Genomic DNA, 22,476 nt, shown 5'->3' on the forward strand with positions numbered 1-22,476 from the left:
AACGATTTACTGTTTAATTATACGTGATGATTATATAAAAGGTTTCAGAAAATAACAGATTTCAAAAAAAAGGTAACTCGTTACTGATTCCAATATGCTTATAGAGAGAATCTACGCTAACAAAAACTCATCAATTCTCCCATAATTATCAAATATTTGTAATTTACAAATGTTATATTTCTATTTTACACGAATAGAAAAGAAAAAGAGATAGCAAAAAAGTCACTATCTCTTTGTAATCTTATACATAAAGTTCTTTTACTTGTTTTTTAACTGTATCGTCAGCCAAAAATTCATCATATGTCATTTGCTTATCAACTATGCCGTTAGGTGCGATTTCTATAATACGATTTGCAATTGTTTGAACAAATTGATGGTCATGGGAAGTGAAAATCATTGCCCCTTTGTAAGCAACAAGACCATTATTCAAAGCGGTAATTGATTCTAAATCCAAATGGTTTGTAGGTTCATCTAATAGCAACACATTTGCTCCACTTAACATCATTTTCGAAAGCATACAACGAACCTTTTCTCCTCCAGATAATACACTCGGTTTCTTTTGAACTTCTTCACCGGAAAAGAGCATTCGTCCTAAAAATCCACGAAGGAAACTTTCACTTTGGTCATTCGGAGAATATTGTCTTAACCAATCAACAAGGCTTGTTTCATTTCCAGAGAAATATTCACTATTATCTTTTGGAAAATAGCTCTGAGATGTTGTGACACCCCATTTAAACTCACCACTGTCAGGCTCCATTTCGCCAGCTAAAATTTTGAACAATGTTGTAATCGCGATTTCATCACGCCCAACTAACGCAATTTTATCATCTTTATTCATAATAAAACTTATGTTATCTAAAACCTTAACACCATCGATTGTTTTTGATATTCCTTCAACGCGCAGAACATCATTTCCAATTTCTCTATCAGGGGTAAAGTTAACATATGGATAGCGTCGTGATGATGGTTGGATATCATCAAGTGATATTTTATCTAATAATTTTTTACGTGAAGTTGCTTGTTTTGATTTAGATGCATTCGCACTAAATCTCGCAATGAAATTTTGCAACTCTTTAATTTTTTCTTCTTTTTTCTTATTTGCTTCTTGAGATAATTTCAATGCTAACTGACTGGATTCATACCAAAAGTCGTAGTTTCCTACATATATTTTAATCTTTGCAAAGTCTAGGTCAGCAATATGTGTACATACTTTATTTAAGAAATGACGGTCATGTGAAACGACGATGACAGTATTTTCAAAGTTAATTAAAAATTCTTCTAGCCATTGAATCGCTTGAATATCAAGATGGTTCGTCGGCTCATCTAGCAATAGTACATCAGGTTTACCAAATAATGCTTGGGCCAGTAACACTTTCACCTTTTCTCCACCTGATAAATCTGCCATTTTTTTAGTATGAAGGTCTTCAGAAATGCCTAGTCCTTTTAAAAGGATTGCTGCTTCACTTTCTGCTTCCCAACCATTTAGTTCAGCAAATTCACCTTCAAGTTCAGCTGCTCTCATCCCGTCTTCATCAGTAAAATCTGCTTTCATATAAATAGCGTCTTTTTCCTGCATAACTTCGTAAAGACGCTTATGTCCCATAATAACTGTCTTTAGTACTTCATGCTCCTCATACTCGAAATGATTTTGCTTCAGCACTGCTAAACGTTCTCCAGGCGCCATGCTAACATCACCTGTTTGTGCTTCAATCTCCCCAGAGAGAATCTTTAAAAAAGTAGACTTACCTGCACCGTTTGCACCAATTAACCCATAACAGTTACCCGGTGTAAATTTAATATTAACATCTTCAAAAAGCTTGCGGTCACCGAACCGTAAGCTAACATTCGTTACTTGAATCATGAAACATCCTCCAATACTATATAGATCCTCTCCAAGTATAACACTTACTTAAGGTTTTTTATACTATCGAATCAGAGGTCAGCAAATATTCTCATCTACTACCGACAATAATTTTAAATTTGAATACCATTAACATTTAATTAACTAGCTTTAAGAGCTTCGGAACACGTATTTTGGAATCAAGTGTTAGACTATTAACTTATTACAAAAAAAGAGACACGAGATGTTAATTTTTCGTGCCTCTAAATAGCTACTTACATTTTTAAATCAATTACAACTTTCGCACGGACTTCGACTTCAAAAAACACCATATAGAATTCTCGTAGATAAAATCCCAATTTTTATATGGTGCTTTTAGGTACTAGCAATAATGTTTTATGTTAGTTCTGGGACTATTTTGTATACTTTTACATTTTTGATTTACTAATTCAGTTCATTAAACAGTTTATTATTTAAATAAGTTAATAACTGTTAATTCTAAACATTACTTTCTTTTCTTTGCTTTCGTAAAACAAAAAATAAGAAGATTAAACCTGTAATAACCGTAGTCATCGCTGATAGCATAGCGTTTACCTCTGTCATGACAAACAGAGATGGAATATCCCCGACGACTGTGTCCTCCATTGTAAGAAAAATACATAGAAACATATTATTTGCAGCATGGGCCCCAATTGAATATTCTGAACTATTCGTTTTCACCGTAATATATGTCCAGATAAATCCCATTGCTAAATAATCGATTGCGACCCAAAAAGCACCGTGTTGCATCTCAGGGTTAAAAAAATGTAAACCACCAAATATTCCACCAACGATTAAAGTAAGGAATAGTGGATTACGCGTAAGTTTACCTGCCCATTGCAATAAAAAACCTCTAAATAATAGCTCCTCCGAAGTAGTTTGAATAGGTACTAAAACTAAGCTTGCCATCACAAGCCATAAAAACCTCGTTGCATCGAAATCATTTAATGCATAACTATCTGGAAATATTGCAAAGTCTAGTAAAGCAAACAAAGCAAAAATCGCTAGTGAGATAAAGAATCCGTAAAAAATTCTCGACCAGCTTACTTTATCATTCGGTGTAATAAGAGAAGTTAAATTTCTTTTTAAGATTGTTTTGACCGCAAGCCAGACTCCGAGAATTGTGACAATATATGTAATATGTACTAAATAAAATTCTGCCAAAGGATCACTTAGTATCGTACCCTTAGTTTCCAACAACTCTAAATCTAGTAACTCAGGATTTAGTATTCCAACAGCAAAACCTACAATTATATAAGCTAATCCCCCGAGGATTATCATGAACGCTAAAATAACTAACAGTGAGGAAAAATATCTCCAATGAGTATTTTTCCCCCTTTGTATATTCGTAAATGAATTTGACATGTTTACACTCCTTAGTATGTATGAATAATTATTTTTGTAACGTCTCAGCTTAAATAGCAACCTATTACAATTCTAAAATAAATCGATCCAATTTTCTATCCAATCTTTTTAACATCAGCTTTACCTATGGCTATGACATACTCCAAAACCATATCTTTTCGCATAAGAAGATTGAACCTGGTATATAAATTTTTCACATTAAGCGATCTTAAATTAATGTTATTTCATTGTAATATGTTAAGATTAACTTTACGAACGAAAGGAGAAATTCATCATGAAACGACATACATTAATAGAATATTGCTTACTCATCTTTTTTTCAGGTATTTATTTTGCTTTCCTAGGGTTTCAATCAAAAGGTTTCACATTTATTATCGGCGTTATTTTCTTATATGTTTTAATCAACATCGCAACAAAAAGGATGTTGCCATCATACATACAACTCGATAAAAAAGTGGGTATTTGGAAAACTGTTAGTATCATTATTGGGAGTGTATTTTTAACAATGCTCGTATTAACGATATTAGTTATGTAAATTGTCCTCATCATCATTCTTGCTTGGAGAGGATAAATTACGGTTATTACGTTTCTTCTTTGTAAAAAGGTAAATAGCGATGGTTAGAACCGTAATAATTAGCAAAACAGGTAAGCCACCAACAATAAAAATAATAAGCCCCGAGCCGATTTTTAGGATAAAGTTAATGCTTTCCATAAACCGTTCTTTTGTTTTTTCCCAAGTATTTAGATGATCACTTTCAATTGTTGGTATTTTCACCTTTTCCTCTTTTACATGAATTGTTACAGTCGCAAGAGCTACTTGATGATTTAAATATGTCATTCTACCTTTTAGCTGTTCAATTTCTTCTTGGACAGTTGCTAAATCTGTTGAAATTTTTAATAAATCTTCTGTTTTTTCGGCTTTCTCCATAAATTCCAACAGTCTTTTTTCTACAACCTGCTTTGATTTCAGGCGAGATTCAAGGTCAACATATTCCTCAGTCACATCTTGACCAGAAATCGAGCGGTCAATCACTTTCGTACTGCCACTTTCAACTGACTCAATAAAGCGGTTGAATTTATCCTGTGGTATTCTGACTGTAATCGTTCCTTCCCGCGAAGTATTCCCTTCATTCGTGTACGATTGAGAATCGACAATGTATCCAGTTGTATGCGCCAGTTCATCTTGAACAAGTGCAACGATATCATCAAAGTTTTTTACATGTATTGAGAGGTTACCTGTGTAGATGACCATACGGTTTTGATTATGATTGGTTTGCTTTTTATCCGTGTTGGCTTCATTACTTACTACCCTGTCTGTTTGTATGTTATTTTCCGTAGCAATTTCAGCTTTTTCAGCAGGACGGCTCGAACTATCCGCTACTGCTTCGCTTTGTTTACTTTCTTCTTTACTATATTGATTATTACAAGCCGTTACACTAAAAAAACAGATTATAACGAGTAAAACGATAACATACCTTTTCATCACACCCCACCCTTTACTGTTATGCTATAGAAGTAGTCGCATGAAAACGGAAATATGTTACAAATAGATTAAGTTGAATTGTATTTTGCACACATTGAATAATTACTTTAACAATGCGAAAAGGCGGAGTTATTCCTCCACCTTTTTAGATTGCACATTATTCTGTTTTACTAAAATGGTCAAATGGGAAGAAGATAAACTCAGATTTTCCTAATATCCGCTTTGCTTCAATTAGGCCTAATCCATTTCGACTGTCCATACTATTTAACCTGTTATCACCCATTACAAAATAATTGTCTTGAGGCACTTCAATTTCTTCAAAATCACTTGTAAGCAGCATTCCGTTTTGTTCAGCTTCCTCGGCATTGTCTGCTAAATATGGTTCAGCTATTTTTTTACCATTCACATAAACCTCACCATTTTCTGCACTTACTTTGTCACCAGGGAGTCCAATTACACGTTTCACATAACGGATTTTAGCATCTTTTCCATCAATAATGACGATATCTCCCTTTTCAATTTCACCTATGTATTTCAACGTTTTATTGACAAAAAGACGGTCACCATCTTTAAGTGTTGGATCCATTGAGGAGCCTTCAACTAGATATGGTTCAAATATAAAGAAACGGATAATTAAAGCTAGTCCAACTGCAAATACAATTGCCTTCGTCCATTCCCAAATTTTTGATGTTGATGTTGCTGTTTCAGTTCGTGCCATCTTTAAAGTCCTCCTAATATTTACATATCTCCATTATACCTATTTTATTAGCTAAACATAAAAAAATCCTCTATCTTTTTAAATTTAACATAAAAATATAATTGGTTAAATCTTTTCTTCAGAGAAGACTCTCTTTCAGGCCCAACTAGGAAGGATTGTAGTCGATAATGGTTTAGAAATATCATATAAGTATATATAGCAAGAAATTATAACTAAGTATAAAGCAACAAAGTTTGCGAAAGCAGCCAAAAAAAGAGGCTGACTCTTTAATGTCTATCCTCAACAAATACTGATATAGAAAACAAATACAGCCGTTATCCTATATATTATATTTGAAGTGTCTGACTTATTTGAGTCAACCTCTTGTTAATTATTCACTTACAGGCTTTTTCAAAATACCTAGCATAATAGCTGTTACAATTGCTCCAATTAAAATAGCAACTAAATATAATAATGGATTACCTTCAACTAAAGGAATAACAAAGGCACCACCATGGGGGGCACGTAATCCATTTCCGAAAAACATCGCTAATGCACCCGCTACTGCAGAACCTGCAACAACTGATGGTATGACACGGGCAGGGTCTGATGCAGCAAATGGAATCGCACCTTCTGTAATAAATGATGCTCCCATAATGTAACATGTAACTCCTGCTTCTCGTTCACGTTTGGTAAATTTCCCTTTGAAAAATGTCGTAGCGAGAGCAATTCCTAAAGGTGGAACCATTCCTCCTGCCATAACAGCGGCATGTGGTGCGAAATTTCCAGCATCAATCATCGCAATTCCAAATGTAAATGCGGCTTTGTTAATTGGACCACCCATATCAATGGCCATCATACCGCCTAGTAATAATCCTAACAATACTAAATTACCTGTTCCTAAACTGCCTAATAATTCACTAATTTGTACGTTCAATGCACTGACAGGCTTGTTTATAACAAAGTGCATAATCATACCAACTGAAAAGATACTTAAAACTGGATAAAGGAGTACCGGTTTAATTCCTTCAAGTGAAGCCGGAAGACCTGATAATGCCTTCTTTAACAGAACAACGATGTAACCAGCTAAGAATCCGGCGATTAGTCCACCTAAGAAACCAGCTCCACCTTGTGCAGCCAAGAATCCACCAACCATACCTGGTGCTAATCCGGGTCTGTCTGCGATACTTAGTGCAATGAAACCAGCTAACACTGGTATCATTAATCCAAATGCATTACCGCCACCAATTGTATTTAACGCAGCTGCAAATGCATTATATGATTCATGATTCGGGTCAGATGAATGGATACCGAATAAGAATGAGAGTGCAATAAGGATCCCGCCTCCCACTACAAAAGGAAGCATGTTTGACACACCGTTCATTAAATGTTTATAAAAACCAGTCTTCTCACTTCCGTCATTACTTTCCTTTTTTCCTTCACCATTACCTTTATAAATTGAGCCATCTTGTTTTAAAGCACGTTCAATTAATTCCTGTGGTTTTCTAATCCCCTCTGCAACAGGGACGATAATGACGTGTTTACCTTTAAACCTTTCCATCTCCACTTTTTTATCGGCAGCAACAATGATGGCTGTTGCTTCTTCAATTTCAGCATCTGTTAGGACGTTTTTCGCTCCTCCTGAACCATTCGTCTCAACTTTAAGTGAAACATTCATTTCTTTTGCTTTTTCTTTTAATGAATCTGCTGCCATATAGGTATGTGCAATTCCAGTTGGACATGCTGTTACTGCTAGAATTTTATGATTAGAGGTACCTGTTACAATACCCTCATCTTCCTGTTCATCATGCTTATCAATAATCGCTAGTACTTCTTCTGCAGTGCTAACTACTAATAGCTGTTCTCTCACTTCTTTTTTCATTAATATACTGGAAAGTTTTGATAATGCTTCTAAATGAGTATTGTTAGCACCTTCTGAAGCCGCGATCATGAAGAAAAGAAAGCTTGGTTGGCCATCAAGTGCTTCATAATCAATACCTTCATTTGAACGTCCAAATACAATCGCTGGACTCTTAACTGCGTTTGTTTTAGCATGGGGTATCGCAATACCGTCACCAATACCTGTTGTACTTTGTTGTTCACGATTTAATACAGCCTGCTCATAAGCGTTTTTATCGACTAATTTATCTGCTTGATTTAGTACTTCTACTAATTCAGAGATAACTGTATTTTTCGAAGTCGATTGAAGATTTAATTTTATCGTATCTTTCGTAAGTAATTCTGTAATTCTCATCTTACTTCCCCCTTATAGCTTGGTAACCTTTATCTGTGGTAATAGCTCTTCTATTTTCTCTCTCGTACAAAGCTCCATTGAAAATGCTGTTGCACTTCCAGAAGCTACACCAAGTTTGAATGCTTCCTCGAGGCATTTATTACTCATATAGGCACTCAAAAAGCCACCAACGACCGAGTCTCCCGCCCCAACAGAGTTAATAACAGATCCTTTAGGAACATTTGCAGTGAAGCTTTCATCGTTTGTAACTAATAACGCACCCTTTTCTGCGAGTGAAACGATAACATTTTGTACACCATCGTTTACTAACTGTTGTGCATAGTGTAATGCTTGTTCCGCGGATTGGATTTCCGTATTAAACAGTTCACCAAGTTCATGGTGATTTGGCTTTATTAAAAATGGCTTTTCCGCAATTACCTCTCTTAATGCATCGCCGGAAACGTCTGCTACGACCTTAATACCCTTTGCCTTACATAAAGTGATAATTTCCTTATAAATAGATGCTGGTAAGGTACCCGGAATACTTCCTGCTAACACGACGATATCTTCAGATTCTAATTGTTCGAAGAATTTTAAAAATTGTGTAACGTTTTCAGTAGAAATAACTGGACCCATTCCATTTATTTCTGTTTCAACTTCTGTTTTTAATTTAATATTAATTCGAGAGTCACCTTCTACTTGAACAAACTGGGTTTTGATTTGTTCTGCTTGTAAAAACTCCTCTATAAATGAACCTGTAAAACCACCAATAAATCCTAGTGCCTTTGATTCAACACCTAATCTTTTCATTACCCGTGATACATTAATGCCTTTTCCACCTGGGAATTTAGTGTCCGCGGTTGTTCGGTTTAATGCACCTAACTCAAATTGTTGTACGCTTACGATGTAATCAACAGATGGGTTTAATGTTACTGTGTAAATCATATATTTCACGACCTTTGATGCTTTATTTTAATAACAAGATAGTTATGTCGTTGAAAGCGGATTCAATCACCTTCACAAATTTATTATACTGTCACTTTCTATCAAAATCAATCATAATTTATCATAAATAATCAAAAATGATTGCTTGATTGTTTAAAATCTATCACATACAACAGCCACTAATTTGTAGTGGCTGTCACTAAACCATAATTCTTAAGGAAAAAGAGGAAATAGCGATAAAAAAAGCTGTTCCAATCAGCACATATAATGTGCGAAATTGGAACAGCCTCTATGCTTAACTTTAAATTAAGTTATTCGTAACGTAATGCTTCAATTGGATTTAAGCGAGCCGCTTTATTGGCAGGCAACATCCCAAATACAATTCCTATCACCATTGAGAATATTAATCCACCTAATACAACTTGCCATGAGATAAGCGACGGCCATCCTGCAAACAACGAAACGATATACGCTGTTGCAGCACCTAAAAGGATACCAATAATCCCTCCGATAAGTGTTAATGTAACAGATTCAATTAGAAATTGGGTTAAGATTTGCGCTTTTGTTGCCCCTAATGCTTTACGTATCCCAATTTCTCTCGTTCTTTCTGTGACGGAAACGAGCATAATATTCATAACACCGATTCCACCTACAACGAGAGAAATTCCAGCAATTGAACCAATGATTAATGTCATAATCGATGTAATCTGGCCTATTCCTTCTGCCATCTCTTCCATATTTAAAACTTTATATGACTCATCTGTATTATGGACATTATTTAATAGTGTTGTTGCTTTTTCCCCAGCCTCTTGCATCACATCAGCATTTTGTGCTTGTAACGTTACTTGGTTAAAGTCACTTTTACCGAACGAGGTCTTAAATGTATTCGATGGTATATAAATATCCATTGTACCGAAAGCGAATATACCCGTCGGCTCTTCTAGAACACCTACGATTTCAATTGGTTGACCTTTTACCCAGATAACCTCACCTAGAGGGTCAGCTTCGTCAAACATTTCCTTTTGTAATTCGTAGCTAATTATTCCTACTCTTGTACCACCGATGAAATCTGCTTCAAAGAGATTCCTTCCAGTTTCCACATTTAATCCATTTACTTCAATATATGCCTGATTTATTCCATATACAGTAGTATCTGCCGTTTCTTCACGGTAACGTGTCTGAAAAAAATCAGATGTTGAAGCAACAACTTTTTTCACTTCAGGAATTTCTGCTAATGCATTGACGTCATCTTCCGTAAATGCTGACATTAAAAAAGCATTTGGATTAGACATTATTTCCTCTTCACTTGGTTCAAAGTACACTTCAATCGTGTTACTTGGTCCAGTGAATGTTGATTTTAATAACTGCTCTCCACCTTGCCCGATCGCAACAACTAAAATAACTGACGCGACACCAATTATGATACCTAACATCGTCAATATAGAACGAAGCTTATGTGCAAGCACAGAGCTTAGGGCCATTTTCATGTTTTCTAATAAACTCATAACCTATCTCCTCCGTTCTTCGTCGGAGAGAATCAATCCATCCCTAACCGTAATAATTCGTTTAGCATAATCCGCAACTTCTTGCTCGTGTGTGACAAGGATGACGGTCGTACCCTCTTCATTTAGTGCTGTAAATTGCTCCATTATTGAAATACTCGTTTTTGTGTCTAGTGCACCTGTGGGTTCGTCAGCTAGAATTAGCTTTGGCTCATTTACAATTGACCTTGCAATTGCGACACGTTGTTTTTGACCACCTGATAGTTCATTAGGCAAGTGGTTCATCCGTTCTGCTAGTCCAACCTTTTCAAGCGCTTGTTTGGCACGCTCTTCCCTTTGCTTTTTATTAAGTCCGGCATAGACCATTGGTAACTCAACATTCTTTAATGCCGTTAACCTTGGCAATAATTGAAATTGTTGAAATACAAAGCCAATCGAAAGATTCCTTACTTTAGCAAGCTCTTCATCCTTATAAGTAGAGATATCCTCTTCATCAAGCATATATGTACCACTACTCGGACTATCCAAACAGCCAATCACGTTCATTAATGTTGATTTACCAGACCCGGAAGGCCCCATAATTGCTACAAACTCACCATCGTGAATCGACAAATTAATATCCTTTAATACATCTAAAGTTTCTATTCCAACTTTATAGCTTTTTGTTATTGATGAAAGTTGAATCATTTTTTGTTCACTTCCATACCGTTAGTGAGATTAATTGGTGGGCTGACAATTACTTCTTCACCTGCTTCTAAACCTGTTTTTACTTCCATATATTCGTTGCTAGTTGGTCCTACTTCTACTTCTTTACGTAACGCCTTTCCATTATCAATTACGAAGACATAGTTCTCTTCACCGTCTTGTTTAACAGCTTCTAATGGAACAGATTTCACTTTTCGCTTATCTGTTTCAATATCCATAATCAGTTTAAAGCCAGGTTTTGCTTCAAAATCAGTTGCTTCAATGGCAACTTCAATTGGATATTGAACAGCTGTATCTTCACTTCCCATCGCTGCATCAGTTTGTTCAGGAAGTAGACTTACCTTTGTTACAGTTCCTTTCCACTCTTGGTCAGGAATTGCATCAGATTTAATTATCACTGGCTGCTTTTCCTTTATTTTCAAAGAATCATATTCTGATATATATCCTTTTACGATATAACTATCGGCTTTACCGATATGAAGGATTGGCGTCTGTACTGTTCCTTCCTTTGCATCCTCATCAACTGAAAGCACGGTACCTGCGATTTTACTTTTCACTTCAAGATCTGCCAGACTTTTCTCGAGCGTTTCCTTTTGTAAGACAACTTGTCTAGCTTCTAAGTCAGCAACTTTCAAATCTACCTTCAGTTGCTCCCTTTCTGCTTTAATCTGTTTCTTCGCCTCTTCTTCTCCAACTTCCTTCGCTAATTCCTTTTCATTTTCGTCCAGATCGGCTATTTTATCTTTAATTTGATTAATTTGTAAATAAGCTGATTCCAATGATAATGCATTTTGTTCTTTTTCAAGCTTTAACTGTTCGTTTTCATAACGTAGTAACGGAGTACCTTCTTCAATTTTGTCACCTTCTTTTACGAGGATCTCTGTTAACTCACCTCTTTCAGGATCTAAATAGAGAAAGTCTTCTTCGCTTAATGAAAGTGTACCGGGAACCATTACATTCCCGGTAATCTCACGTTCTTCCACTTTTGCTGTTTCAACTGCTACATCTTCTTTATTCGACATGTTTGCGACATTAATTCCAACCAAAACTGCGATTAGTAACACGACACCTATTGAAATCCATATTTTTTTCTTCATTGTAATTGGTTCAATCCCTCAAGTAATTGTGCACTACCTACTGTAAAAAGTGCTCCTAAAATAAAGAAGATAATGACAATTGTGACAGCAGCTGGTTTTGATAATTTCGCAACCTTAACAAGTCCCATACCAAGTAAAATATAATACCAAATTGCAAACACTTCGATCATTCCTAGCAATGCGCCTAACGCTCCCTCAGCATTTACAACACTGTTAAGGCTTGTCAAAATTATTGCCGGGTCACCGTCAATTAGCATTACAATGACAAAATTTAATGTTGAACCTATTGTTGAGATAAAAGAGGCAAATAATATCGTTGAAAACATTTGCTTAAATGTAACAGCTGATTTTGCAATTTTTGACGCAACAAAGTAGATTGCTGCTTGGAATAAAAACCCTATTGGGACAGCGATTAAAGTGCCGATTATTCCAAATCCAATTCCAAAGCTTTTTGCGAGTTGAGCTTCGTCTCCCCTAATTTGATCTCCATTAGGTAATTGTGTGTAATCGACATTGAATGCTGCTAACCCTCCAATAATAACTCCTAATATAGTTAATATGATGAGCGGCACCCATATGACAGGTTTCTCTCTTATTCTTTCAAACTGCTCACCCGGACTAAAGACCATGCCAAAAAGTGATGGCTTTTTCGTTTGAATTGTCTCATTTTCCATTGTCAATAACCTCCAAATTATGTACTCATTTACTAATACGTAAAAGCAAAATAGAAGTTTCATATTTTAATAAATTTCTTAAAAGTTTTATTACATTAGACTACAATCTTTCATTCTACCAAGACATAAAAAAAGAGGGTTAAAGTTTTGTAAACTCTTCCCCTCTTTTACAATTAACCAACTTCTAACGCATGAAATTGTGCTTTTACGAGACCATAATAAATCCCTTGAACACCCATTAATTGCTCATGATTTCCTTGTTCCATAATATGACCATTTTTAAGGACGATGATATTATCAGCTTCCCGAATGGTTGATAAACGATGGGCAATCATTATTGCTGTACGACCATGTAAAAGCTTTCTTAATGCTGTTTGAATTTTTACTTCTGTCTCTGTATCAATGCTGGCTGTTGCTTCATCTAGAATAATGATCGTCGGGTCAGCTAGCAAAGTTCGTGCAAATGAAATTAATTGACGTTCACCAACAGAAAGAACATTCCCTCGCTCTTCCACTTCAGTAAAGTACCCATCTGATAGATTTTTGATAAAGTCATCTGCACCAACTGCTTTTGCTGCTGCGACTACCTCTTCATCTGAAGCTGTCGGTCGTCCAAAGCGAATATTATCCATAATTGTTCCTGAAAATATAAACGTATCCTGTAACACAACACTTATCTTTGAGCGTAATTCATTAATTTTTATATCCTTAATGTTTCGCCCATCAATTTTCACTACTCCGTTTGTAGCATCATAAAATCGACTGATTAAATTGGCTATCGTCGTTTTACCAGAACCTGTATGGCCAACAAGAGCAACAGTTTGCCCTGCTTCTATCGTAAAGGTTACAGAGTTTAAAGCCTTCCTCGTTGCATCATATGCAAATTCGACAGAATCAAATTCAATTTTCCCCTTCATATTCTGTAATTGAATCGGATTGCTCGCTTCTGCTACAATTGGTTTCTCATCGATAAATTCGAAAATTCTTTCTGATGAAGCCATTCCTATCAACAGCTGATTATATACCTGACCGAGACGAGAAATCGGCTCCCAGAACATTCCTAAATAAAAGGCAAATGAAACAAAAGTACCGATTGTCAATGTACCACCTGCGATTAATGTTGCACCATACCAAATTAAAATCGCAGTTCCGATTGCATTTGTCATTTCAACCATTGGCGTAAACATTGCATTTCTTCTCGTCGCATTTTTCCATGCCTTGAAATTTTCTGTATTTACACCATCAAAAAATTCAATATTCTCTGCTTCCTGTGTATACGATTGTGTCACACGAATCCCTTGGATTGACTCATTTAAATGTGAATTTAACTTGGATTGTTTTAAACGAACCGATTGCCAAGAACGGCGTATTTTTTTTCTTAAGCTTGTTGAAATAAAGAACATGATTGGGACGATAACTAATATCGCAAGCGTAAGCTGTGGACTTAAGCTAAATAATAAAATGACAACTCCGATTAACAGCATAAAGTCCATTAATAAGTTGATAACCCCACTAGTAAATAGCTCCTGCAGAGAATTAATATCATTCATTATCCGAACTAAAATCGATCCTGCTGAACGTTGGTCAAAAAAGCGATGTGATAAAGATTGGACATGTGTAAATAGATGCTTTCTTAAATCATAAATAACATTTTGGCCAAGCTGGTTCATCCATTTAATTCTAAGACGGTTAGCTATGTAAGATAAGATGTACATTCCTGCAATAGTTAGGACGAGAATTGTTAACAAATTCATATCCTTATTTTGAATTGCATGATCTAACGTATATTTACCTATTAGAATTGGAGCGATTAATCTAACCGCTGAAGAAATAATAACAGCAAGAAAAGCAAGTGGAAGTAACGTTTTTGCATATGGCTTTAAGTAGCTTAATAGTCTTAACATTTGTCTCCAGTTAAAAGGCTTTTCAATAACGGTATCTGTAGAATATTGAAACCTTTCCTTAATTAAGGATATCTTTTCTTTTTGTTTCATTTTGTCACCTACCCAACAGTAGACTGAAGTACAGCCTTCTGATCTTTGTATTGTATATCATATATCCGTTTGTAATAGCCTTCTTTTAAAATAAGCTCCTCGTGTACGCCTCGTTCTACGACATGACCATTTTCGAGGACAAGTATTTCGTCTGCATGCTTCAATGATGAAATACGGTGTGCAATAATAAAAGTAGTCCGACCGTTCATCACTTCTTTCAATGCCTTCTGAATGTGTAGTTCAGTTGTCATATCAACAGCACTAGTAGAGTCATCTAATATTAAGATTTTCGGGTCTGTACAAATCGCTCTTGCAATCGCAATTCTCTGTTTTTGTCCTCCAGACAGTCCCATGCCTCGTTCACCGAGCATCGTATCATATCCATTTGGTAGCTCCATAATAAAATCATGTGCTTGAGCCCGCTTTGCTGCTTCAATAATCGTTTCCATTGATGCATCAGGTCTTCCGTAAGCTATATTTGCTTTGATTGTTGATGAAAATAGAAATGATTCTTGTAAAACAACACCGATATTCGATCGTAACGTTTTCAATGTGTATTTCGTAATATCTCTTCCATCAATTACTATTTTTCCTGATGTCGGTGTGTAAAACCTTGTTAGTAATTGCGTTATACTTGTTTTTCCTGAGCCTGTTCCACCAATAAGACCAATAGTTTTCCCTGATGGAGCATTAAATGATATATCATTTAATACAATTGGATCTTCCGGTTTATATCTTAAGCTAACATTTTTAAACGTAACATCTCCTTTTAGTACCTCTACATCGGCAGTATCTAAATCATTTCGAATCGTTTCTTCCGCTTCTAAAATTTCTAATAAACGTTCACCAGCAGCCTTCGATTGTGAGAAGTGATTAATCGTAAAGCCAAGATGCATAATTGGATTCATTAAATACCAGACAAGACTAAAGAATGCGACTAACTCACCTGGTTGAAGCGAACCTTGAATAACGAGAACGCTTCCATACGCTAACAAAGCAACGACACTTATATTTCCTATAAGTTCCATTAGCGGGAAAAATTTCGACCAAACAAGAGAGGTAGTTAAGTACTTTTCTTTGTAATGTCCATTAGCATCATTAAATTTAGAAATCTCGAAGTCTTCACGTGACAATGCTTTAACCGTTTGAATACCACTAATGTTTTCCTGCACATTTGTATTTAATTTTCCAAAAGATTTACGAATTCCCCTAAATGCTGGATGAACACGTTTGTCAAAATGGTAAACGGCAACGGCAAGAAACGGTAGTGCTGCAATCGTGACTAAAGTTAATGGTACCGAATAAAATAGCATAACAGACAATGTCCCACATACTAATAAAAAGAAGCGGACAAGCTCAGAAAATCCAAATGATAAAAAGAAGCGAAATCCTTCTACATCTGCCGTAAGCCTTGACATTAAGTCACCAGTCTTTGCATTATCATAGTATGAAAAAGGCAAACGTTGCAGTTTATCGTATAATTCATTACGTAAGCGATAAACAGAGTGGATGCCAAACATGTCACCTAGATACTGATGAAAAAAGGCAGATATACCTTTAATGAGCATTAATGATAAAAATCCAGCCACAATCCATGGAATAAACTGATATTGTTCTTTTAAAACAATTTCATCAATTGTCAATTGAAGCACAATTGGATAAACAACTGTTATCGCAGTAATAAAGATGACGAAGAATACGGATATAAAAAAATACTTTTTGTAAGGCCAGTAAAACATCTTTAACTTTTTAAATGTCTCCATCTTTTCCCTCCTAGCTGAAATAATGTACATAATGAAGTAACTTAACGTACTAAAAATATCGGGTATCGAAATAATTTTCACGAAAAAAAAATAACCTTTTTCTAGATATGCTTGTTAATCACCTCTTAATAAGTTTAGGCTGAGTTCTCATAAGAAAAGTATATTCTCCTAGAGTAATAGAATATGAAAAAGCAGATTTTTCATACCTGTTAACGATATGCAAAATTTGCTTTTTTATGTATGTCTCCATCTATTTTTTTACCATTTCAAAAAGATTGTTGCTTCTCAATTACTCAGAAGTACTTATGCAGTACAGTATATTGATAACCCTACTCTAACTTGCATACCAAATCAGGAACAGTCCTAATGTCTATAGCGAATCTGAATACATATTTTATACTTCAATTCGATTTGTTCCAGAGGTATTATGGACATTTTGTTTTCTTTCAATTTTTCCAAAAGCTAACAACGAAGACCACATGACAATCATTGCGCATGAACTTAATAAAAAGAACGGAATGAGTCCAGGAATTGTTGTCATTAACATATAGATGGCAAGCAGTCCAATAATCATCGTCATCGTTGAAATTGGTGATAGTATCATAATGTAAAGTGAATTTTTCAATGCTTGCATAACTTTAGTATTATAATGAACAAGAATTGGAAATAAGTATAATGAGGCTAATGAATAAGCAATAAACACAGCGATTAAAGGAAAATATGTATATCTAATTGGTCCAACAGCTTCTTTCACAATTGCCAAATCGAGGTATAAAATATAACCAATCACTAACATGATTATGCCAATGATGTTACTTTTCATAAACTCTCTTTTATAAATTGATAAAAATGTTTGGAAAACTGGTATATCATCATTTCCCATAAGCCATTTGCGAATAATCGACAACATCGCAGTATATGCAGGAAAAAAACCGAATATACCTAACCCTATGATAGTAAACATAATCCATAACAAGTTGATGTATGCCATCCTCATAATCCAATCCGTAACCTTATATATACTTCCACCAATTCCATTCATTGTTTTACCTCCTATAAAAACGTAAGTGCCTGTCAGTTAGTTTATCCGTAGTGTTAAGTGTAATATTTCTGACATAAAATGCACTTGAATACAACAAACTTTCTAGTTATAAGTTAGTTTTCTTCCCACCTCGAGCTTCGATTATTCTCTCATCGACATTTAGCCAAACTGACGTAGCAGATGGATTATAGACAAATCTACTGTCTGCCGAGAACTTTAAATGTTTAAATGTATTCATATAGTCAACAATTTCAATATTTGTTGCATACCATATATCATTTCTTCCACCTGCTAATTCACAAAAGCTTTCAATCAATTCCCAATTATTATCAAGGTCAAACTCATAACTGTGTCCCCACACATACATCATATATATATATTGAGTCTTATGAAGATTAATAAATGTTTCGGTCAATTGCAATAAATCCCTTTTATGATGACAAGTAGGATTCCATTCAAAAAAATCATCTGGCATTGAAAACTGACCTGAGGAATGAACGGTTCGACCATATTCAATACCGAGAAAAGGGAGTACTTCCTTAATATATTGATGATAAGAACCATTAGGATATGATAGACCTCTAACAGGATAATCTACAATTGCTTCGAGATTTTTTCGGTCCTCAAATAACTCGTCAATAATCTGCTCCTTTGGAGAACGCGCAATAGTTGGATGGGTTTTCGTATGTGTCGCAACCTCATGTCCTCTATAGAGTTCTTCTATTTCTCCCTTTGGAATACGATCTCCTTCCCCCAACATTCCAGAATTTATATGGAAAGTCCCTTTTATTCCATTCCGATTAAAAATTTCTACTAATTTTCTATCTGCTGCCTTCCCATCATCATAACTCATTGTCAACACTTTATGTCTTCCTTCTGGAAACGCTAACATTACTTTCGGCATAGTTCATAACTCCTTCAACATTGTCATTATTGTTCTTTAATTGCTTCATAAATCTTTAAATTCGAATAAGCTGCTTTCATTGGGGCCATTTGCCGAAATCCTATTTTCCCATCTTTATGAACCTTACCATATGTCTTGCCATCGTCTTGCCAATCTAAAACGAGTAATTCATTAATATAGAATTGAATATGATTGTGATATTTTACAAGTTTCATATAATAGGGAGAAATTGCATCTTCAACAGGCGGTAATGGGTCCGCGCCACTAGCTACTAAATGAAAGCCGAAGCTTTTTCTTAAATTACACGTTCTAAATGCTCTTTCCTCACGATGTTTATGTCGGAAATATGATAAATGATAAGCATCGATTCCGCCTGAATGATATTCCGGATACATGCCAGTCCGTTTTGGTAATGAGTCATCAAATAAATCTTCCCCATCACGACCAGCTGCTGAAAAGAACAGCATGCATAACCCTGGCTCTCTTAACGGTGAAAATTCCCATTCAATGATAATTTCATCAGGAAATTGAACAGGACACCAAAATACAAAATGTGCTTTATCACCATATTTATCTGCTTCTAGTCTATTCTCTAGCTGTAACGAATTATCCATTATTGTCACATTTGCTTTTCCTTCTAATACCCAATCATTAACATAATCTAGTGATGATAATGGATTTTCATAAAGACATTTCCCTTTTGAAAAATGAGTTGACATCATACCAATCCTTTCACTGCAAATATAGTCCTAACTATAAGTGAGCGATAAGTGTACAAGCAATCATACATTTTTGTTAGTGCGTACTTATTACTTAAGATGAGTTGTACTTTTTTACATCATTATGACTTTTTTGCAAATGCCGTTCGTATAAACTGGTTCAAATAACATTCTAGGTTGAATTCAGCACGACTACTTAAATGTAGCGCTTATTAATGAATTTACAGATTTAAATCAATTCCAAACAGGTATACCTGAAGAACGCTTTTTAACGAAAGAAAAAACACCATTAGTTCTTAAAGAAGAAGAAGTTAAGTTATCAAATGAAGAGATTGTAGTACCTAATCCCGCGGAAGCATTAATTTCAGAAGTATACGCTCAAAAAGGTTCTATCTTTACATTAAGCGGAACCAATTTTTCTGACAATTACATTTTTTTGTGTCTCTTGCAAACCTTGAAACTACTAGGTTTCCTTATTTTTTATGACATTCTTGTCGTTCTAGTACTTTTTTGAATTGAAGGTCAGATACATGTTCACCGATTAATTCTAAGGCTATCATCGTATTTAAACACCACTGTGATGTTGTGTTGGTAGTTATCCCCGGCACTTCATTGAGATTTTGCCAAACGCTAATGGTCTCCTTTTCAATTGGCAAGCACATTTGACTTATTTCATTATTCAATAATAAATCCCATGCCTTTTCTGCTAAGTTTTTATCTCTTTTTGCCGCTGCAGCATATGCAACCATGCCTGCAGCTAACATCGGTAAAGGAAATAATTTATCATGTAACGTCCGATTACTTCTTTTTAACTTTTCATCATTCGAAAGACTATAGAACTCTCCAAATTCAACAAGCATATCTTTCCATTCATTGTCTTCAAAAGCATCGGCAATTTCAAACCATGTTTGTGGTGCCCCGAAAGCAATAACCATATGATAACTTCCTTCATTACCATCGCCCATATGAATTAGCTTACTTGTACTTGGGTCATAACCAAAAGTTGGACCAGATAGCAATCTCATTGGTAACCCTTTCAAAACATTCATTCCTGACATGATTTTATCATAATATCGCACTTCTTCTGTTCTTTCCAAAGCTGTAAACCAATTTGAACAGAACGCTGCCCAATCCGGCCCGACACGGGCATGTGTTTGATGTTCATCACGTGGATAAAATTCTCGCATTGGATCTAGTGATAAAATAGATTGGTCTGCATCTCGTACTTCTTCTAGTAAATCGCCAACCCTCTCATCAGTTGTTAAAAAGTAATAGGTTTTATGAAGACCTGCCATACTTATTCGTGCTTCTTTACAACCACAGCCCCAATGTATGACATTATGTCTTGAACCGAGTCCAGCATATTCACCGAAATGATAACAATCAACTTCACTCGTATGCCTTGTCATCGCTTCAGCCATGATAAAAATATCCTCTCGACCAGACCGTAAAAATGCATTCCATAACCAAATATTCGGTACTAACTCTGTGTTTTGCCATGCAAACCCGCCTATGTCATACATCCACTGGTGTCGAACTGAATCATACGTATGCATGACATCACCATAGTGCCAATAGCCGTACCATTTCCGTTGCTCCATCTCCTCTTTATAAAAAAGGATGGCGTTATCAAGCTGTTCTTCAATCTTTCCTTTTACAGGATGTGTTTTATCCGGTAAACTCCAAACACCAAGAGCGTTTGAGTCATAATAGTATTGTGGTTCACACACAAGTACTAATGGAGATTGCCATTCATCCATTTTTACCGTTAATTCATCATGCGTTGGTGGTGATGTATAGCAATTCAAATATACTTCACTTGTGTTAGCGATTCCATATGGTGTTGCACGCATTTCGTCAAAGCCCTCGTATGCACTCAATACATGTGTTTTTGTATTGTAATGACGTAAATCCATCGCATTAGCATCTGGTGACCAAAACCAAAGCTTCATTTTCGGTTGTTCACCTGTTAAACCACTAACCTCAATAGATGAGGGGAACTTCTGCCAAAAATTTCTCAACCCAAACGCGAGTCCTCCATTTTTGCCACCTGTATAGAGCAGGCCTTTTGAGCGAGTTCCGTGTGTTGATGTTATCCAAGAACATTCCTTATTTGTTCGTTTCATGATCTGATAATGGTCTGCTGAATCTTGGATTAATTTAAAATCATTCCATTCTGCATTTTGTTCAGCATGATCGCGAATTTGCTTATATTGAGCGTCATGTAAATCAATCATTTCTCCGGAAATTTGTTTGTTATATAAGCCTTTCGCTCGTTGGTGACGTCGTGTTAATAATAATTGGGCTGGCTCTGGATAAATTCCAACGTCACCGCCTAAGCAAACATGACGATTCCAATTCTCACCTTCAATATGTGGTGCTGCCTCTATACCGATACCTTTGATATAGTCTTTTTGTGGATTACCGTCATAAAAAAAGGTATGGACGATTTTAATTGTTGCAGTCCCTGCATAAAAATAAAGCCTTAATTTAAATGGCAAACCCGTTTGCTGCTTATCATGTAGAAATTTATGATGTCCTGTTATTTTAATCACGTTTCTGATTATACCGCTTTTTTCAATTTTTACTTCTTCAATTTCACTTTCTAAGTCAATTTCTTCGATCACCTTTCGCTCTCGCTCTTCTTTACGGAATTCCTTTTTCGCAATTAACTTCAAGTGATTTGCAATACGCTTACCATTACTAGTTATCTCTTCAATTATATTTGTTCCAATTTTGTTTATTGCGACTTGCAGTATACCTGTATCAACATGGATTTGCTCATTTCGCTCAATAACCTGTACAGCTAAATCAGAAGTAACATTGTCACCAATCCGTATTTCGTATGATTGTGATTGACCATTTAAAACTGCACTGTGACCAGTCCATTTCACACTACCGTCAGGCCAAAATGCAGTCGGCCAGCTTTGTAATGGTATTTTTTCATTCTTGTCGTTCATCAAACAAAGTGACTCTTCGCGGCTGAGCTCACCTTTTTTCCATGGTACTCCCCAAGAAACACCTGTCATACTTTTCGGAATCGTATTTAACCATTTAACTTTCAACAAAGTCACACCTTTCCTATCTATATACCTTTAATTATTTTTTATCTATTCCTATCCGGCAACCTGAAATAATTGAACCTATACGTAGTACTAACTAGCACTTTTTTGCAGCAAACATCATTTTTTTGATTTTATTAGTGAATGCTCCTATTTCAAAATCTATTGATACTAATTTTCCGATATTTCTGTATTGTGCTCGCATTTTTTAATGATGAACCTTGCCTTGTTCTATTTTTGGTTCGTAACAACTCGAAACATCAGTAAATAGTATAGGATTGAGATAGCTTACATCGGATAAAAAATTGTAATAAGACAATAGAGTAGGCGCATGAATTACTCATGCGCCTCTCACAGATCCGTACGTGCGGGTCTTCGCATACGGCTCCTCCATGTTTATCCCCTTTGGAGA

At 35.6% G+C, this 22,476-nt stretch carries 17 protein-coding genes; 1 reads left to right on the forward strand and 16 read right to left on the reverse strand.

Translation table 11 applies throughout. The features are described from left to right. Positions 1-241: 241 nt before the first annotated feature. Positions 242-1,861, reverse strand: a complete 1,620-nt coding sequence (locus J2S19_RS12340; protein ID WP_307342136.1) for an ABC-F family ATP-binding cassette domain-containing protein — start codon at positions 1,859-1,861, stop codon at positions 242-244. A gap of 477 nt (positions 1,862-2,338) precedes the next feature. Continuing rightward, positions 2,339-3,244, reverse strand: a complete 906-nt coding sequence (locus tag J2S19_RS12345; RefSeq protein WP_307342139.1) for a CPBP family intramembrane glutamic endopeptidase — start codon at positions 3,242-3,244, stop codon at positions 2,339-2,341. A 274-nt stretch (positions 3,245-3,518) separates the two neighbouring features. Here J2S19_RS12345 and J2S19_RS12350 point away from each other — a divergent pair, with 274 nt between their 5' ends. Beyond that, the gene (locus J2S19_RS12350) at positions 3,519-3,779 is read left to right on the forward strand and encodes a hypothetical protein (RefSeq protein WP_307342142.1); all 261 of its coding nucleotides are present in this window, start codon (positions 3,519-3,521) and stop codon (positions 3,777-3,779) included. Here J2S19_RS12350 and J2S19_RS12355 read toward each other — a convergent pair. The 14 genes from J2S19_RS12355 to J2S19_RS12420 form a co-directional block, all read right to left on the reverse strand. Then, complete coding sequence (locus J2S19_RS12355; protein WP_307342144.1) at positions 3,768-4,727, reverse strand: DUF4349 domain-containing protein; 960 nt, start codon at positions 4,725-4,727, stop codon at positions 3,768-3,770. The two genes, J2S19_RS12350 and J2S19_RS12355, sit on opposite strands and share 12 nt — an antisense overlap. A gap of 157 nt (positions 4,728-4,884) precedes the next feature. Beyond that, positions 4,885-5,445 (reverse strand): signal peptidase I, encoded by a 561-nt coding sequence (lepB, locus tag J2S19_RS12360; protein ID WP_307342148.1) that lies wholly within the window; start codon positions 5,443-5,445, stop codon positions 4,885-4,887. A gap of 370 nt (positions 5,446-5,815) precedes the next feature. Continuing rightward, complete coding sequence (locus J2S19_RS12365) at positions 5,816-7,678, reverse strand: PTS fructose transporter subunit IIABC (protein ID WP_307342150.1); 1,863 nt, start codon at positions 7,676-7,678, stop codon at positions 5,816-5,818. Between the two features lie 12 nt (positions 7,679-7,690). Beyond that, positions 7,691-8,602 (reverse strand): 1-phosphofructokinase, encoded by a 912-nt coding sequence (gene pfkB, locus J2S19_RS12370; protein ID WP_307342153.1) that lies wholly within the window; start codon positions 8,600-8,602, stop codon positions 7,691-7,693. 311 nt (positions 8,603-8,913) lie between these two features. Then, a complete protein-coding gene (locus J2S19_RS12375; protein ID WP_307342156.1) occupies positions 8,914-10,107 on the reverse strand; it encodes an ABC transporter permease in 1,194 nt (397 codons plus the stop codon). A 3-nt stretch (positions 10,108-10,110) separates the two neighbouring features. Further along, positions 10,111-10,791, reverse strand: coding sequence for an ABC transporter ATP-binding protein (locus tag J2S19_RS12380; protein WP_307342159.1), 681 nt, complete (start codon positions 10,789-10,791; stop codon positions 10,111-10,113). Further along, positions 10,788-11,906, reverse strand: coding sequence for an efflux RND transporter periplasmic adaptor subunit (locus J2S19_RS12385; protein ID WP_307342162.1), 1,119 nt, complete (start codon positions 11,904-11,906; stop codon positions 10,788-10,790). The genes J2S19_RS12380 and J2S19_RS12385 overlap by 4 nt, the downstream gene beginning before the upstream one ends. Further along, complete coding sequence (gene yknW, locus J2S19_RS12390) at positions 11,903-12,580, reverse strand: YknW family membrane protein (RefSeq protein WP_307342165.1); 678 nt, start codon at positions 12,578-12,580, stop codon at positions 11,903-11,905. The genes J2S19_RS12385 and yknW overlap by 4 nt, the downstream gene beginning before the upstream one ends. 173 nt (positions 12,581-12,753) lie before the next feature. Then, complete coding sequence (locus J2S19_RS12395) at positions 12,754-14,574, reverse strand: ABC transporter ATP-binding protein (RefSeq protein ID WP_307342168.1); 1,821 nt, start codon at positions 14,572-14,574, stop codon at positions 12,754-12,756. 8 nt (positions 14,575-14,582) lie between these two features. Continuing rightward, the gene (locus J2S19_RS12400) at positions 14,583-16,337 is read right to left on the reverse strand and encodes an ABC transporter ATP-binding protein (protein ID WP_307342171.1); all 1,755 of its coding nucleotides are present in this window, start codon (positions 16,335-16,337) and stop codon (positions 14,583-14,585) included. Positions 16,338-16,731: 394 nt separating this feature from the next. Beyond that, complete coding sequence (locus J2S19_RS12405) at positions 16,732-17,379, reverse strand: YesL family protein (RefSeq protein ID WP_307342174.1); 648 nt, start codon at positions 17,377-17,379, stop codon at positions 16,732-16,734. 106 nt (positions 17,380-17,485) lie between these two features. Continuing rightward, positions 17,486-18,283: a polysaccharide deacetylase family protein gene (locus J2S19_RS12410; RefSeq protein ID WP_307342177.1), complete on the reverse strand. Its 798-nt coding sequence runs from the start codon at positions 18,281-18,283 to the stop codon at positions 17,486-17,488. 26 nt (positions 18,284-18,309) lie between these two features. Further along, entirely contained in the window at positions 18,310-19,005 is a 696-nt protein-coding gene (locus J2S19_RS12415; protein ID WP_307342180.1) for a DUF1961 family protein, read from the reverse strand. 470 nt (positions 19,006-19,475) lie between these two features. Next, positions 19,476-22,070, reverse strand: a complete 2,595-nt coding sequence (locus tag J2S19_RS12420) for an exo-rhamnogalacturonan lyase family protein (RefSeq protein ID WP_307342183.1) — start codon at positions 22,068-22,070, stop codon at positions 19,476-19,478. Positions 22,071-22,476 lie beyond the last annotated feature (406 nt).

The organism is Metabacillus malikii (assembly GCF_030813355.1).
Lineage (GTDB): Bacteria > Bacillota > Bacilli > Bacillales > Bacillaceae > Metabacillus > Metabacillus malikii.

What these genes read in the sequence shown, in the direction of transcription:
- J2S19_RS12350 (WP_307342142.1), top strand. Translation starts at nt 3,519, where the DNA reads ATGAAACGACATACATTAATAGAATATTGCTTACTCATCTTTTTTTCA.
- yknW (WP_307342165.1), bottom strand. Translation starts at nt 12,580, where the DNA reads ATGGAAAATGAGACAATTCAAACGAAAAAGCCATCACTTTTTGGCATG.
- J2S19_RS12395 (WP_307342168.1), bottom strand. Translation starts at nt 14,574, where the DNA reads ATGAAACAAAAAGAAAAGATATCCTTAATTAAGGAAAGGTTTCAATAT.
- J2S19_RS12340 (WP_307342136.1), bottom strand. Translation starts at nt 1,861, where the DNA reads ATGATTCAAGTAACGAATGTTAGCTTACGGTTCGGTGACCGCAAGCTT.
- J2S19_RS12385 (WP_307342162.1), bottom strand. Translation starts at nt 11,906, where the DNA reads ATGAAGAAAAAAATATGGATTTCAATAGGTGTCGTGTTACTAATCGCA.
- J2S19_RS12355 (WP_307342144.1), bottom strand. Translation starts at nt 4,727, where the DNA reads ATGAAAAGGTATGTTATCGTTTTACTCGTTATAATCTGTTTTTTTAGT.
- J2S19_RS12410 (WP_307342177.1), bottom strand. Translation starts at nt 18,283, where the DNA reads ATGCCGAAAGTAATGTTAGCGTTTCCAGAAGGAAGACATAAAGTGTTG.
- J2S19_RS12365 (WP_307342150.1), bottom strand. Translation starts at nt 7,678, where the DNA reads ATGAGAATTACAGAATTACTTACGAAAGATACGATAAAATTAAATCTT.
- J2S19_RS12345 (WP_307342139.1), bottom strand. Translation starts at nt 3,244, where the DNA reads ATGTCAAATTCATTTACGAATATACAAAGGGGGAAAAATACTCATTGG.
- pfkB (WP_307342153.1), bottom strand. Translation starts at nt 8,602, where the DNA reads ATGATTTACACAGTAACATTAAACCCATCTGTTGATTACATCGTAAGC.
- J2S19_RS12405 (WP_307342174.1), bottom strand. Translation starts at nt 17,379, where the DNA reads ATGAATGGAATTGGTGGAAGTATATATAAGGTTACGGATTGGATTATG.
- J2S19_RS12415 (WP_307342180.1), bottom strand. Translation starts at nt 19,005, where the DNA reads ATGATGTCAACTCATTTTTCAAAAGGGAAATGTCTTTATGAAAATCCA.
- lepB (WP_307342148.1), bottom strand. Translation starts at nt 5,445, where the DNA reads ATGGCACGAACTGAAACAGCAACATCAACATCAAAAATTTGGGAATGG.
- J2S19_RS12375 (WP_307342156.1), bottom strand. Translation starts at nt 10,107, where the DNA reads ATGAGTTTATTAGAAAACATGAAAATGGCCCTAAGCTCTGTGCTTGCA.
- J2S19_RS12380 (WP_307342159.1), bottom strand. Translation starts at nt 10,791, where the DNA reads ATGATTCAACTTTCATCAATAACAAAAAGCTATAAAGTTGGAATAGAA.
- J2S19_RS12400 (WP_307342171.1), bottom strand. Translation starts at nt 16,337, where the DNA reads ATGGAGACATTTAAAAAGTTAAAGATGTTTTACTGGCCTTACAAAAAG.